The sequence below is a fragment of the Serratia sp. 2723 genome (assembly GCF_050434425.1).
In the GTDB taxonomy this organism is placed as follows: Bacteria; Pseudomonadota; Gammaproteobacteria; order Enterobacterales; family Enterobacteriaceae; genus Chania.
Genome location: NZ_JBNDIN010000003.1, coordinates 190,662 through 206,210 on the forward strand (window position 1 = coordinate 190,662; position 15,549 = coordinate 206,210).

Annotated in this window: 11 protein-coding genes; 5 read left to right on the forward strand and 6 right to left on the reverse strand. The window is 56.1% G+C overall.

Annotated elements, in window-relative coordinates:
• Nucleotides 1-125: 125 nt before the first annotated feature.
• The 3 genes from copA to ybaK all read left to right on the forward strand — a co-directional run bounded on the left by copA (nucleotide 126) and on the right by ybaK (nucleotide 4,493).
• Nucleotides 126-2,840, forward strand: coding sequence for a copper-exporting P-type ATPase CopA (gene copA / locus ABIE29_RS05865; protein WP_429617229.1), 2,715 nt, complete (start codon nucleotides 126-128; stop codon nucleotides 2,838-2,840).
• Between the two features lie 148 nt (nucleotides 2,841-2,988).
• A complete protein-coding gene (locus ABIE29_RS05870; protein ID WP_429617230.1) occupies nucleotides 2,989-3,792 on the forward strand; it encodes a TraB/GumN family protein in 804 nt (267 codons plus the stop codon).
• A gap of 221 nt (nucleotides 3,793-4,013) precedes the next feature.
• Nucleotides 4,014-4,493 (forward strand): Cys-tRNA(Pro)/Cys-tRNA(Cys) deacylase YbaK, encoded by a 480-nt coding sequence (ybaK, locus tag ABIE29_RS05875; protein WP_429617231.1) that lies wholly within the window; start codon nucleotides 4,014-4,016, stop codon nucleotides 4,491-4,493.
• 42 nt (nucleotides 4,494-4,535) lie between these two features.
• Here ybaK and ushA read toward each other — a convergent pair whose 3' ends face one another.
• Nucleotides 4,536-6,188 carry a bifunctional UDP-sugar hydrolase/5'-nucleotidase UshA gene (gene ushA / locus ABIE29_RS05880; RefSeq protein ID WP_429617232.1) on the reverse strand — a complete coding sequence of 551 codons (1,653 nt, stop codon included), beginning with the start codon at nucleotides 6,186-6,188 and terminating at the stop codon, nucleotides 4,536-4,538.
• Nucleotides 6,189-6,441: 253 nt separating this feature from the next.
• On the opposite strand from ushA, the gene ABIE29_RS05885 reads away from it, so the two are divergent.
• Entirely contained in the window at nucleotides 6,442-7,662 is a 1,221-nt protein-coding gene (locus ABIE29_RS05885) for an MFS transporter (RefSeq protein WP_429617233.1), read from the forward strand.
• A gap of 225 nt (nucleotides 7,663-7,887) precedes the next feature.
• Nucleotides 7,888-9,579: a YbaL family putative K(+) efflux transporter gene (ybaL, locus tag ABIE29_RS05890; RefSeq protein WP_429617234.1), complete on the forward strand. Its 1,692-nt coding sequence runs from the start codon at nucleotides 7,888-7,890 to the stop codon at nucleotides 9,577-9,579.
• A gap of 53 nt (nucleotides 9,580-9,632) precedes the next feature.
• On the opposite strand, the gene ABIE29_RS05895 is transcribed toward ybaL, so the two are convergent.
• From ABIE29_RS05895 to adk, 5 genes are all read right to left on the reverse strand, one after another.
• The gene (locus ABIE29_RS05895; protein WP_429617235.1) at nucleotides 9,633-10,937 is read right to left on the reverse strand and encodes an inosine/guanosine kinase; all 1,305 of its coding nucleotides are present in this window, start codon (nucleotides 10,935-10,937) and stop codon (nucleotides 9,633-9,635) included.
• A 111-nt stretch (nucleotides 10,938-11,048) separates the two neighbouring features.
• A complete protein-coding gene (gene hemH, locus ABIE29_RS05900; protein ID WP_429617236.1) occupies nucleotides 11,049-12,011 on the reverse strand; it encodes a ferrochelatase in 963 nt (320 codons plus the stop codon).
• Nucleotides 12,012-12,137: 126 nt separating this feature from the next.
• Complete coding sequence (locus ABIE29_RS05905) at nucleotides 12,138-13,286, reverse strand: glycerate kinase (protein WP_429617237.1); 1,149 nt, start codon at nucleotides 13,284-13,286, stop codon at nucleotides 12,138-12,140.
• Nucleotides 13,287-13,421: 135 nt separating this feature from the next.
• Nucleotides 13,422-14,555, reverse strand: coding sequence for a sugar diacid recognition domain-containing protein (locus tag ABIE29_RS05910; protein WP_429617238.1), 1,134 nt, complete (start codon nucleotides 14,553-14,555; stop codon nucleotides 13,422-13,424).
• A 112-nt stretch (nucleotides 14,556-14,667) separates the two neighbouring features.
• Entirely contained in the window at nucleotides 14,668-15,312 is a 645-nt protein-coding gene (adk, locus tag ABIE29_RS05915) for an adenylate kinase (protein ID WP_429617239.1), read from the reverse strand.
• Between the last annotated feature and the right edge of the window lie 237 nt (nucleotides 15,313-15,549).

Below are 15,549 nucleotides of genomic sequence, written 5' to 3' on the forward strand. Positions count from 1 at the left end.
TAATAAAAATCCTTTTCTATCAACGTAACATTCTATTGACCTTACCCTTGCTGGAAGGTTTAAGATCATTCTTAATGAAAAGAACCTAGGCGGCCAACCGCCATTATTTTGCGAGGAAAATCATCATGTCACAAACTACCGTGCTGGCGTTGCAGGGACTCTCCTGCATGAACTGCGCACAAAAGGTGAAAAAAGCCTTGGAAAGTCGCGCGGATGTCGAACAGGCCAACGTCAACATTCACTACGCTAAAATCACTGGTGCAGCCCCGGCTGCCGAGCTGATTGACAGCGTCGTTGCCGCGGGCTTCCAGGCAGAAATCGCCCATCAGGCAGACACCGAATTACAACTTTCCGGCCTCTCCTGCATGCATTGTGTGGGCAGCACCCGTAAAGCACTGGAAGCGGTGCCGGGCGTGATCGCCGCCGACGTTACCATTGAGGGCGCCAAAGTCTATGGCGATGCCACACCAGAGCAGCTCATCGCTGCGGTCGAGGATGCTGGCTATCACGCCAGCCAGGCGGGAGCCAACAATCACCCAAAAACTGAGCCGCTGACTGAATCTGCCCCAACCTTGCCGGAAACCCAGGCAGCGGCTCCCTCTTCCCTTCCGGCAAGCGAGACCGACGACGACAGCATCCAGTTGTTGCTCAACGGCATGACCTGTGCCAGCTGCGTCAACAAAGTGCAGACGGCGTTACAGAATGTCCCCGGTGTTGAGCTGGCGCGGGTAAACCTGGCAGAGCGCAGCGCACTGATCACCGGTAAGGCCACGCCGCAGGCGTTGGTCGCAGCGGTAGAAAAAGCCGGCTATGGCGCCGAGATGATCCAGGACGAAACCAAGCGCCGCGAACGCCAACAGCAAACCGCACAGGCTAATATGAAACGCTTCCGCTGGCAGGCCGCATTAGGCTTGGTGGTAGGCGTGCCGTTGATGGCCTGGGGCGTGTTTGGCGGCAGCATGTCGCTGACGCCAGAAACCCAGCGGCCGTGGCTGATGGTTGGCATCATTACCCTGGCGGTGATGGTGTTTGCCGGTGGCCACTTCTACCGCAATGCCTGGCGATCGTTGATGAACGGCAGCGCCACCATGGACACGCTGGTAGCCCTGGGGACCGGAGCCGCCTGGTTGTACTCCATCAGCGTCAACCTGTGGCCAGACTTCTTCCCGATGGAGGCACGGCACCTGTATTACGAAGCCAGTGCGATGATCATCGGCCTGATCAACCTTGGTCATGCCATGGAGCAGCGCGCGCGGCAGCGTTCTTCCCAGGCGCTGGAACGGCTGCTGGATCTCACTCCACCGACCGCCAGGCTAGTCACAGAACTGGGTGAGCAAAGTATCCCGCTGGCTGAGGTGCAGTTAGGCATGACGTTGCGCCTGACGACTGGCGATCGCATCCCGGTTGACGGCGAAATCGTGCAGGGCGAAGTGTGGATCGATGAAGCCATGCTGACCGGCGAAGCGTTGCCGCAGCAAAAAGGCGTCGGCGATACGGTGCATGCCGGTACGGTAGTAGACGACGGCAGCGTGCTGTTTCGCGCGGCGGCTATTGGTACTCAAACCACGCTGGCACGCATTATCAAGCTGGTGCGCCAGGCGCAAAGCAGCAAACCGGAAATCGGTAGGCTGGCGGACCGCATCTCGGCGGTATTTGTGCCCACCGTAGTCGCCATCGCCCTGCTCAGCGCCGCCATCTGGTACTTCTTTGGCCCGCAACCGCAGTTGGTCTACACGCTGGTGATCGCCACCACGGTGCTGATCATCGCCTGCCCTTGCGCCTTGGGGCTGGCAACGCCGATGTCAATTATCTCTGGCGTTGGCCGGGCCGCTGAGTTTGGCGTGTTGGTGCGTGATGCCGATGCGCTGCAGCAGGCCAGCAATCTCGATACGCTGGTGTTCGATAAAACCGGGACGCTGACGGAAGGTCAGCCGCGCGTGGTGGAAATCATCACCTTTAACCAGGTGGATGAGCAGCAGGCCCTACGTTGGGCCGCCGCGCTGGAACAAGGGGCTAACCACCCGCTGGCGCGTGCCATCGTCGAACACGCTACAGGGCAGACATTGCCTATGGTACAGCAGTTCCGTACGTTGCGCGGCTCCGGCGTCAGTGGTGAGGTTGAAGGTGTGCAGCTGTTGCTGGGTAACGCCAAGCTGTTGCAAGAGAATCAGATCGCGACCGATGAACTCGCGCAGCAGATGCAGCAACAGGCTGAACGCGGTATCACGCCGGTGCTGTTAGCTGCCAATGGCAAACCTGCCGCGCTGATCGCCATCCGCGATCCGTTGCGCAGTGACAGCGTGAGCGCACTACAGCGCCTGCATCAGCAAGGCTATCAACTGGTGATGTTAACAGGCGATAACCCGGTGACTGCCAATGCGATTGCCAAAGAGGCCGGTATTGACCGCGTGATTGCTGGCGTGTTGCCCGATGGTAAGGCCGAAGCGATCAAGCAGTTGCAGGCACAGGGCCACCGGGTAGCGATGGTCGGTGACGGCATCAACGACGCCCCGGCTCTGGCCCAGGCCGATGTCGGCATCGCCATGGGCGGCGGCAGTGATATCGCCATTGAAACCGCAGCGATCACCCTGATGCGTCACAGCCTGAACGGCGTGGCGGACGCGCTGGCCTTGTCGAAGGCGACGCTGCGTAATATGAAGCAGAACCTGCTCGGGGCATTTATCTACAACGCACTTGGCATTCCCATAGCCGCCGGTGTGCTGTATCCGCTGACGGGCACTCTGCTCAGCCCGGTGGTCGCCGGTGCTGCCATGGCTCTCTCCTCGATTACCGTGGTCAGCAACGCCAACCGATTGCTGCGTTTTAAACCCAAGCAGTAATCCTCAACCGGGGCGCAGACCATCGCGCTCCGGCCTTTTGAGATAATTCACCTGCCCTCGGGCTTTATTGTCAGCCACTTAGCGTTTAGCATGGGGAAAGCCAGCGGCCATCTTGCCAGCTGGAAGAAAGGATCAGGAGCCACGCTGTATGGGTCAACTGTTACGCCGCATTGCTACCTTTCTCGGTATTATTTCCCCGCAGAGCTACACCTACCCGGCCCTCGACATCAGGCTAACGGGAAATCGCCAACTGCATTTGGTCGGCAGCATTCATATGGGCACCGTCGATATGTCGCCCCTGCCTGCCCGGTTGGCCGCACGCCTGCGCCAGGCCGATGCGTTGATCGTTGAGGCCGATATTACCGGCTCCTCTTCGCCATTTGGCCACGCTGAGCCTCAACTCGAGCTTGAGCAGCGTCTTGGCGATGAGGAGTTCCAACGGTTGCGGATGCTATGCCAGGAACTGGGGGCGGATGTAGAGAGCTTCTCTGCCCTTCCCGGTTGGCAAGTTGCGCTAATGATGCAAGCACGGCAGGCACAACGGCTAGGATTACGCGCCGAATACGGGGTTGATTACCAGCTATTGCAAGCCGCTAAAGTGCGGCAGATGCCCGTGATCGAACTGGAAGGGGCCGAGGAACAACTGAGCATGCTGGAACAGTTGCCAGAAGGCGGCATGGCCCTGCTGCACGATACGTTAGAGCACTGGCACACCAACGCCCGTTTGCTGCAAACCATGGTGAGCTGGTGGCTGGACGCCAAGCCGAATACCGCGTTGGAAACGCTGCCATCCACCTTCAGTGCCGAGCTGTACGACGTATTGATGCTCCGCCGCAATCGCCACTGGCAGCAAAAACTGGAAGCGTTACCGCCGGGCAACTATGTGGTGGCGGTCGGAGCTTTGCATCTGTATGGCGAAGACAATTTACCGGCCATGTTGCAAGCGCAATAAAAAAGTGGCCAATATCGCTATTGGCCAGTCAAAGAGGAATTTTTCATATTTTAGTTATACGCATTGTAACCGTGTTAACGATTACAATAGACAGGGTAGCAACCTGACGAACCTATTGGCAACTGCCTTTCATCCTACTTGGCACAGGTTGCTCATTCGGCGCCATTTTTGTCGGTTCGTTGCCACCGATGACAACTTCCCTCTGTTTTGGAAAAGAGATTATGACACCCGCAGTGGTTCTGCTTGAAAAACACAAGGTGGCCTTCACCCTCCACGCGTATCACCACGATAGCGAAGAAACCAACTTTGGCGACGAGGTGGTAAAAAAGCTGGGGCTGAACGCCGAACAGGTCTACAAAACGCTGTTAGTAGCCCTCAATGGTGATGCAAAAAATCTGGCCGTCGCGGTAACGCCGGTAGCGACCCAGCTGGATTTGAAGAAGGTGGCAAAAGCGTTGGGGGTCAAGAAAGCCGAAATGGCCGATCCGACAGTCGCTCAACGTGTGACGGGTTATCTGGTTGGCGGGATCAGCCCACTCGGGCAAAAGAAACGCTTACCCACGGTGATCGACAGCCCAGCGCAGCAGTTTGCCACCATTTTCGTTTCCGGCGGCAAACGCGGGTTGGATATTGAATTGGCGGCCAGCGATCTCTGCCGCTTGCTGTCCGGTACCTTCGCCGAGATCGCCAAGCGGGACTGAATACTTAGGCCGTTACCTTCCTCTGCAACGGCCTATGTCACCTTACTTGTAAACGATCTCGCCTTTAGGCTCGTACGCCGTCGCGTCCAGCGGTGAGTGCTTCTCGATATACTGCTTGAGCACTTCCGCATCGATAAAACCGGTATTGACGTAGCTTGGCAGGGTATCGATCTTCGGATAGCCGTCGCCCCCCAGCGCGTTGAAATTCAGCGTCGCCATACGATAGGTCTTGTCTGCCTGTAAAGGTTCGCCCTTGATCTTGACGTCGCTGACGCCCTTGCCGTCCGCCACCAGGCTAACATTGGCGAATTGAGCATAGGCACCGGAATCCACCTTCATATTGGCTACCGCTGCCAAATATGGCTCAACCTCGCTGCCTTTCATATCGACATACACCAGCGTGTTGCCAAACGGCTGCACCTTGAGCACGTTTTTATAGGTGATATCACCGGCCTCGATCGAGTCACGCACGCCGCCGCCGCTCATCACGGCAAAGTCTGCATTGGCACGCTCCATCTGCGCGGCTAACAGCACGCGCGAAAGGTTGGTCTGCACGAAGCGGACTTTACTGCGATCCCCTTCCAGTTTGCCGTTGACGCTGCCCACCTTCACTTCCAACTGGGCCTTGCCCTTGTCCTGGAACGGCGTCAGCAACTTCATCATCGCCGGATCTTCCTGGATCTGCTGGGTGTAATACACCCGCTCGCTGGTGCCGTCGGCTTTCTCTACCTTTTTCTTCAGGTTGATCGGGATCAGTTGGTAATGCATCAGTTTCAGCTCGCCGTTGCGGAACTGGAAGTCGGCACGGCCTACGTATTTACCCCATTCGTGGGCCTGGACGATCCAGGTACCGTTTTGGCGATCTGGCGCGCAAGGCGTACCCGGTACGTAATCCACCTGTTTGTGGTTTTCACTGGCCATGCAGACCGGATTTTGTGAATGCCCACCGACTATCATATCCAGGTAGCCCGCAGGCAGGCTGCGCGCCATCTCCACGTCGCCCGGCGCGTTGGAGCCATGATTACCATCGTCGTAGTGGCCCATATGGGTGGCGGCGATAATCACGTCCGGTTTTTCATTTTTGCGCAGTTGCTCTACCACCTGCCTGGCTTCTTGTGCCGGGACACGGAATTCGATATCGGTAAAGTATTCCGGGTTGCCGATTTTTGCGGTGTCATCGGTGGTCAGGCCGATCACCGCAATCTTCACCCCTTGCTTTTCAAACAGGGCATAAGGCTTGAACAAGCGTTGCTGGGTGCTTTTTTGATAAATGTTGGCGGACAACAGCGGGAAAGAGGCCCACTTCTCCTGCTGGCGCAACACGCTGAGCGGGTTGTCAAATTCGTGGTTGCCGATTGCCATCGCGTCGTAGCCGATCAGCGTCATGCCACGGAAATCGGGTTCTGCATCCTGTAAGTCCGACTCAGGCACGCCAGTGTTGATGTCCCCACCAGACAACAGCAGCACGCTGCCACCTTTCGCCGCCACTTCCTGACGGATGCTGTCCACCAGCGTCTTTTGCGCCCCCAGACCGTACTCGCCGTGATCGTTCTGCCAGAAATGGCCGTGATGATCGTTGGTGTGCAGGATGGTGATATCGTAGGTTTTATCCTTTTCCCAGGCACTGACCGTTCCTGAAAACAACGTCAGGGAAACAGCCAACGCACATGCGGTGGTGTGAAGCGAAAAGCGCATGGCAGATCTCCATTGTTAATAATGGGTATTTTTTGATGAGGACGAAATTGTAACGCGAATCAGCTGCAACTAATTTCAAATTTTTGCGACATACGTCAAATTATGTCGGAAAGGCACCGCCGGTCCGAATTTTATCGGCACTCTCGATAGCACATAATGAGCAATTAGAATCAGCTACCCCCGTTGTCGGACGAAAGATGAACGTTATAAGATATCGGCACTTCCCCCTCTCACTTACCAGGCTAATTATAATATGACTGACCGTAGTGAAACGGCTATTCCACCGGTAACCAGCAGCGCGGCTAAAGGCACAGCATTCTCTATTCTCGGTGCTATCAGCGTTTCTCACCTGCTCAACGATATGATGCAATCGCTGATCGTGGCGATTTACCCGATTTTGCAAGCCGATTTTAGCCTCAGCTTTGTGCAGATCGGGATGATCACCCTGACCTATCAGCTCACCGCATCGCTGCTACAACCGCTGATTGGTTATTACACCGACAAACACCCACAGCCTTATTCGTTGCCCATCGGTATGGGATTTACCCTGTCGGGCTTACTGCTGCTTTCGGTGGCCAACACCTTCCCTCTGGTGCTGCTGGCGGCCGCTTTGGTAGGTACCGGTTCTTCCGTATTCCATCCTGAGTCATCCCGCGTCGCGCGCATGGCTTCCGGCGGGCGGCACGGTTTGGCCCAGTCGCTGTTCCAGGTGGGTGGCAACTTCGGCAGTTCCCTCGGCCCGCTGCTGGCCGCGCTGATTATCGCCCCCTACGGCAAGGGCAATATCGCCTGGTTCTCACTGGCTGCGCTGCTGGCCATTGTGGTCTTGTTGCAGGTCAGTAAATGGTATCAACAGCAACATCGGGCTGCCCAAAGCAAGCCAAAAGCCGCTTCCCTGGTCAAACCGCTGCCAAAACGTACCATCATGTTCTCCTTAAGCATCCTGCTGGTGCTGATATTCTCCAAATACTTCTACTTGGCGAGCATCAGCAGCTATTACACCTTTTATCTGATACATAAGTTTGGCGTTTCAGTACAGAATGCCCAATTCCATCTGTTTGCCTTCCTGTTTGCCGTAGCGGCAGGAACCATCATTGGCGGGCCTTTAGGTGATAAGTTCGGGCGTAAATATGTGATTTGGGGCTCCATCCTGGGTGCCGCCCCCTTTACTCTGGCTTTACCCCATGCTTCTCTCTACTGGACCGGGATTTTGACGGTAATTATCGGGGTTATTCTAGCCTCGGCTTTCTCGGCCATTCTGGTGTATGCGCAAGAGTTGATCCCCGGCAAAGTGGGGATGGTTTCCGGGCTATTCTTCGGTTTTGCTTTCGGTATGGGCGGGTTAGGCGCGGCAGTTCTTGGTTATGTCGCCGATTTGACCAGCATCGAACTGGTTTATCAAATCTGTGCATTCCTGCCACTTATCGGCATTATCACCGCATTGCTACCAAATACGGAGCATAAACAGCATTAACCCTTATAACACCCCGGTTTAGCTCAAAGATTAAACCGGGTTATCTACTCCACAACCCCACTTAATCCGGTCAATTACGCCATAATTCACCTTTCTCCTGCAAAAATAGACGATTGGTCTGGTTTTTCACATAAAACCTCAAATTAGCTAAGCAATGAACGCACAAATGCAATAAACTAAATGTATCCTTTCGTAACCCCCGTGAGCACAACCAGAGGAGTATGGATGCATAATTCAACACCCTTGATCACCACTATTGTTGGAGGGTTAGTACTCGCCTTCCTCTTCGGAATGCTGGCAAACCGCCTGCGCATCTCCCCGTTGGTAGGGTATCTAGCCGCAGGCGTACTTGCCGGCCCGTTTACCCCCGGTTTCGTCGCCGATACTTCATTGGCACCGGAGCTAGCGGAGATTGGGGTGATCCTGCTGATGTTCGGTGTTGGTCTCCATTTCTCGCTTAAAGATCTCCTCGCAGTAAAAAATATCGCTATCCCAGGGGCCATTGCCCAAATCGCCGTCGCGACGGTGTTAGGGATGGGGTTGTCCAAACTGATGGGCTGGGATTTGGTTTCCGGCCTGGTGTTCGGCCTGTGTCTGTCCACCGCCAGTACCGTGGTACTGCTGCGCGCCCTGGAAGAACGGCAACTGATCGACAGCCAACGTGGGCAGATCGCCATCGGCTGGCTGATTGTCGAGGATTTGGCCATGGTGCTGGCCCTGGTGCTGCTGCCAGCGTTTGCCAATATGCTCGGCAACGATAACGCCAGCACCACGCAACTGCTCACCGAGTTGGCCATCACCATTGGCAAGGTTATCGCCTTTATCGCGCTGATGATTATCGTTGGCCGCCGTGTGGTGCCATGGATCCTGGCAAAAACCGCCAGTACCGGTTCGCGCGAGCTGTTTACGCTGGCGGTGTTGGCACTGGCGCTGGGTATAGCCTATGGCGCTGTCGGCCTGTTTGACGTCTCATTTGCCCTGGGTGCCTTCTTCGCCGGTATGGTGCTGAACGAATCGGAACTGAGCCACCGCGCAGCGCACGATACGCTGCCGCTGCGTGACGCCTTTGCGGTGCTGTTCTTTGTCTCGGTCGGTATGCTGTTCGACCCGATGATCCTGATCAACCAGCCTCTGGCAGTGTTGGCGACCTTGGCAATTATCCTGTTTGGTAAATCGGTGGCGGCCTTCGCGCTGGTCAAAATGTTCGGTCACTCCAAGCGTACCGCGCTGACCATTTCCGCCAGCCTGGCACAGATTGGTGAGTTCGCCTTTATCCTGGCCGGATTGGGGGTCACACTAGGCATGATGGATCAGCATGGCCGTAATCTGGTACTGGCCGGGGCGATCCTGTCAATCATGCTCAACCCGCTGCTGTTTACCTTGTTGGAGCGCTATCTGGCCAAGACGGAAACCATAGAGGATCAGATCCTGGAAGAAGCGGTGGAGGAAGAGAAGCAGATCCCGGTCGATATCTGCAATCACGCCGTTGTCGTGGGTTATGGTCGGGTTGGCAGCCTGCTAGGGGCCAAGCTGACCGAAGAAGGGGTCTCGATGGTGGTGATAGAAAACTCCCGCCCCCGCGTAGAAGCGCTGCGCGCTCAAGGGATCAAGGCAGTGTTAGGCAATGCGGCCAATCCTGAGATCATGGAACTGGCACGGCTCGACTGTGCACGCTGGCTGCTACTGACCATTCCCAACGGTTATGAAGCCGGTGAAATCGTGGCCTCGGCCCGCACCAAGCGCCCTACTCTGGAGATTATCGCCCGCGCTCATTACGACGACGAGGTTTCTTATATCTCCGACCGGGGTGCCGATCAGGTGGTGATGGGTGAACGCGAGATCGCCAACAGCATGTTGAATATTCTCAAGCTGGATACGTTGTCGGAAGAAGAGAAGCTGCCCGCCTGCCCAATCTGAGGTCATTAAGCCGGTAAGGGCGCTAAAACAGCGCTCTTACCGGTTGTTGCTGATTACCGTTCCCAGTAAGACTCTTCCAGACTGTCTTCCCGCTCCGGCAACCCACGGGTCAAACGTGGCGAGTGCTGGTTAAGCACCTGGTAGCTGACGCGGTTGGCATATTTGCATACCTGTGCCAAAGACGAATAAGTCAGGTAACTACGTACATGCTTGCTGGAGTTTGGCACGTTGTTACGGTGATAGCCGTTAGCAGCGATATCATGCAGCAGCGCAGACAGCGCACCGTCGCCCGCACCATTGGTATTCATGATCTTTTCCGGGCCGCCCATATACGGGGCGATATGCGAATAAACCTTGAGCGCGTTTTCGCAGCTTGCACGACGCATCGCACGGCTGAATTCGAAGCGGTTAAACTCGGCGATATGCCCCGGCAACAGCGGATGCTGAGTTTCACGCTTGTTGGCCTCTTCGGTATAACCCGCCATATACAGGCCGTTTGGCCCGGCGGTACACAGCACCAAATCTACCCAATCCAGCGCCATTTCCGATGCCATCAGAGGATCGCTCAGCCCGGTCAGTTCCAACGCCTCATCTTCATTCATCGCCAAAATGGAGACATGTTCCTTGAGAAAGTCACGCCACCACACCGGGTTATCCGCAATGACGTACTTGGTGCCCAACGTCAGCACCACCGGTACATCATGCTTTTTGGCAAACGCAATCGCCTGCATGGTGGCCTCCGGCATCGGCTCACCGGGTTTGCAGCGCACCAGATAGGAGGTCAGCACCAACGCGGCTGCCCCGGCGATCACCGCTTCCGGTATGCTTTCCGGGCGTAGCTGGTTCATCTGGCCTGGGCTGATGGCAAAGGTACGCTCGCCGCTCTCGTTAATCAGCGTAAAGCAACGGCCAATGGCCCCATCCACCGCTTGCAGGTAGTTGAGATCGGTTCGGCTGGAGGTGTTGCACAGATAGCGATAGGCATAGCTGCCAATTTTGACGTTGCTGCACATCACGCCAAGCAGCACGGAACGATCGTCCGCCAGTACCGAGTAATTGTGCAGGGTGTTACCGATGGTGCCACCGGCAAATTGATGAGTGATCAGGTTGTTGTCGCTCAGTTCCTGATACAGCGCCTCGGCAACGTCGTCTTCAATGACCAGCGAATGCCCCAGGCTAAGGCCGTAGCGCTCGACAAACGCGTCATCCACTTTAGCTTCGATATCCACCAGCGTCTGATCGATACCGACGATATAAGAGGTACTGACTTCATTTTCAGGCTGTGTCTGCTGCAATAACGGATCGCGGGCGTTAACCGGAAAATAATGTTTGGATTTACGTTTACCAGGAAATTTCATGTGATTGGCGGTGAGTTGCGGTGAACAGGCAGGAATGTTAGCACATTCTTGCCTGATTGCTGCGCTTTCACATAAGCATTTTGCCAACCGGGCCGCGAAAAACCGGCTTGATTACAGCCGCAGCCCCACTAACTGTTGCATCATATCTATATGGGCGGAGTCATCATTGAGTGCCGGAATATATTCAAACTTCTCGCCTCCCGCCGCCAGGAAGATTTCGCGGTTCTGCTCTTTGATCTCCTCCAGCGTTTCCAGGCAATCCGCAGAAAAACCGGGGCAAATCAGCTGGATATGCTTCACCCCTTGCGCTGGCAGACCCTTCAGGGTTTCGTCGGTGTACGGCGTCAGCCAAGGCTCCCGGCCAAAGCGCGATTGATAGGTCATCATCACCCGATCTGGGGCCAGCGGTATGGCCGCCGCCAGCGCGCGGTAGGTATCCTCGCAGCGTTGCGGGTAATCGTCGCCCAGAGTGGCGTAGCGTTTGGGAATACCGTGGAACGACATCACCAGGCGATCGGGCTTACCGTGTTCGGCGAACGCCCGCTCAACGCTTTGCTGCAAGGCCAGGATATACGCTGGATGCTCGGCATAGTCACGGATAAAGCCGATCGATGGCAGACGGCGATAACCTTTCAACACCCGCGCAACACCATCCCAGACCGCTGCGCTGGTCGAACACGAGTATTGCGGATACAGCGGCAACACCACCAGATTGGTCACCCCCTGCGCCAATAGGCTGTCGATCGCCTGTGCCAGACTCGGTGAACCGTAGCTCATGCCCAGTTCCACCGGGGTATTTGGCATACGCGCCGCCAGCTCCCGCTGTTGGCGGCGGCTGTAGACCAGCAACGGTGAACCTTCGTCCATCCAGACGGATTGATAAAGTTTTGCCACACGCGGTGAACGGATCGGCAGAATGATGCCGTTAAGAATTGGCCACCAGATCAGCGGTGCAGTGTCCACCACCCGGTTATCACTGAGAAATTCTTTCAGATAGCGTTTTACCGCCTGCGGGGTAGGTGCATCTGGCGTCCCCAGATTAACCAGCAATACCCCGTGTTTCTCTTGTTTCATTCCGATCCCCTTGTCCTTCCCGGCAAATACCCTGTTATTTCTCAGCGTATTAACAGCCACTCATGCGGCCTATTGTAGCGGAAAAGTGCCCGACCGGAACCTATATCAGCAACAGGCAGAACGGGGTTATTTTTGCGCCAATTGCCAGACAGCGGCTACGTTGCGCGCCGTGACTTCCAGGTTATGGGCCGCGTCCGCCAGAGCCTCTGGCAGCGTCACGATGCGGTCGATCACCGAGAAAGCGGCGTCGATGCCGTGTTGATGCACCACCTGATAATCTTTTGACAGGCTACCGGCAATGGCGATCACCGGTAATTGATGGCGTTTGGCTACCCGCGCAACGCCGATTGGCGTTTTGCCGTGGATCGACTGGCTGTCGAGCCGCCCTTCGCCAGTGATCACCAGATCGGCATCACGTACCGCGTCCTCCAGATGCAGCGTTTCGATCACGATTTCGATGCCTGGCCGCAGTTCTGCTGCCAGAAAACCGATCAATGCCGCCCCCATGCCCCCTGCCGCCCCCGAACCAGGTACCTGCAACACCTTGCGCCCAGTGGTCTGCTCCAGAAGCGTGCCGTAATGATGCAGTGCCTTGTCCAGTTGCTGCACCTTCTCCGGCGTGGCCCCTTTTTGTGGGCCGAAGATTGCTGAAGCCCCGTGATCGCCACACAGCGGGTTATCCACGTCGCAGGCTACCGTAATCTTCACCTGTTGCAAACGGGGATCCAACTGGCTGAGATCGATATGTGCCAGCTGCGCCAACGCAGCGCCGCCAGGCCGCAATTCCTGATGGTGATGGTCGAGCAGCTTGGCCCCCAGCGCCTGCATCATGCCTGCCCCACCATCGTTGGTTGCACTACCGCCAATACCCAGAATGATCGACTGCACACCGCGTTGCAGTGCCGCCAGGATCAGCTCACCGGTGCCGAAGCTGGTGGTCACTAACGGATCGCGTTCGTCACCCGCCACCAGGTGCAGCCCGGACGCAGCCGCCATTTCGATAACTGCAGTTTTCCCTTCCCCCAGCAGGCCATAAAATGCTGCGGTGGGTTTGCCCTGCGGCCCACTCACCTGCACATTGATGATCTCCCCACCGGTGGCGGCCACCATCGCATCGACGGTGCCCTCGCCTCCATCCGCCATGGGCAGCAAGACGTAGTGCGCCTGCGGGTAGATTTGCCGGAAACCACGCTCGATCGCTTCTGCGACACCCTGAGCACTCAGGCTCTCTTTAAAGGAGTCGGGGGCAATTACCACTTTCTGTAGGGTGTTCATCGACAGTGCCTTAATCGTCAGAGGATGCCACTGCATCGGTTAGTGAATACCATACCCTGCCAACAACGGAAATTCTTTAGCGATAGACACAAACAAAACGGTAAAAAATAACGATATTTTGTGCATTCACACAATTCAATCCTGCATCAACATACCGATATACAGTTGCAAGACGTCCGCCAATTGATTGATCTTCAGGCCAGTCGTTTTTTCTACGCGCTGTAGACGGTAACGCAGGGTGTTAACATGAATATGCAGCTGTGCCGCTGTCTTGGTTTGATCACAATTATGATTGAAATAGTGGCGCAGCGTGTTTCTCAGCATCCCTTTTTCATCCTGGACGCTCAATTGCCGCCAGGGCCGTGAAAGCTCCTGGGCTCGCCAATCTTCCCCCAAATCGCACAGCAACGAGGGCAGCGGGTAGTCATCATAAAACAGCGTATGCTGGAGCAACTTGAGGCGATGCGCCATGGTTTGCACGGCCCGTGCGGTCTGGATGGAGCGGTATACGCCTGCATCACCACTGTAAAAACCCCCGACGATCAACCGCAGGCCAAAGCGTTGCTGCAGCTCATGCTGGAGCTGCCGGGCCAGCTTGCGCTCCTGCTGCACGTCCCACACGCCCTGTTTCATACAGGCCGGGCGCAACAACACCAGTTCATTAAAGCTGGTCATAGTGATAAGCGCCTCACGCTGGGTGATCTCCAGCTCGGCCAGCAAGCCTCTCAGTGCCTGCGGCTGCGGCTCATACAGCTCAAGCAGCCAGACAATGCGTGGCTGTTGCAGATCCAGCTCTAAATAGGCCGCCATCGCCTCGCGCGAACCAGGTTCACTGTGGCCTTGCAACAATTGGTTGGCCAGCTCTTCCCGGTAACGCTTTTCCCACTGATGCTGATCGAGCATCGCAGCCTGTTCCACCATCAGCTCCGCCGCCATTTTCACCAGTTCGCCATAGGCTCGCACCTGGGCCGGATCGCCGGAAACCCCAATCGCGCCCACCAGTTGATTACGAAAGCTGAACGGCAGATTGATGCCGGGCTGCACGCCCTTCAGATGTTGTGCCGTGGCCTCATCAATCTCCACCACCCGGTTTTCGGTCAGGGCCAATACCGCCCCCTCGTGGCGCTGATACAGGCGCGAGGGGTTGCCGGAGGCAATGATGACGCCGTTGCTGTCCATCACGTTGACCGAATGGTGAATGATGCTCATTGCACGTTGCACGATCTGGCGCGCGGTCGCTTCTTGCAAAAAATTTGTCTGCCTGGGCATGCGGCTCTTCCTGTCGAGCGAAACGGTGGCACTGATAACCTACCATGAAGCGGCAAAAAAAAACGCCGGGCAGCAACAGCAAGCCCAGCGTTTTCTACAGCCTTGACACCGATTAGCCCAGAATGGTCGCCAGCTCAGCGCTCACTTCCGTCACCTTACGGGTGCCATCGATCTTGTGGTAGGACGTATTGCCCACCTCGGCTTCTTTATGATAGTAAGACACCAGCGGCGCGGTCATCTGATGGTATTCCACCAGGCGCTTACGCACGGTCTCTTCCTGATCGTCTTTACGGGTGGTCAGCTCTTCGCCCGTGACGTCGTCTTTACCTTCCACCTTCGGCGGATTGAATTTGATGTGGTACACGCGGCCAGATGGCGCATGTACGCGGCGGCCAACGATACGATCGACGATCAGCTCGTCCGGCACGTCAAACTCCAGCACGTAATCCACTTTAATGCCGGCATCTTTCATCGCATCGGCCTGTGGAATGGTGCGTGGGAAACCGTCCAGCAGGAAACCGTTACGGCAGTCTTCCTGGGTAATACGCTCTTTGACCAGCGCAATCACCAGTTCATCGGTCACCAGCTTGCCGGCGTCCATGATTTCTTTCGCCTTTTTGCCCAGCTCAGAACCGGCCTTAACGGCTGCGCGCAACATATCGCCCGTGGAGATTTGCGGAATGCCGTATTTCTCCATGATGAATTGAGCCTGAGTGCCTTTACCAGCGCCTGGAGCGCCCAGCAGAATGATACGCATTGCGTAAATCCCCTTGCTATGTATTTCCCTTCATTCTTCGGGCCGCGGCCAGAAGTCTATCGGGTTTGAGTTTTTATTAAATTTCGAAAACACTCAACCTTACCATTTCTGAGGGGGGTGGCTCAAGGTAGCGAGAGGAAATCGGTTGCGGAAAGATCGGGCTGAAACGAGGCAAGCAGCGAGAAAATTTAACGGGAATAGAGGAGATTACGCCCCAAACCCTAGAGTCTGGGGCGT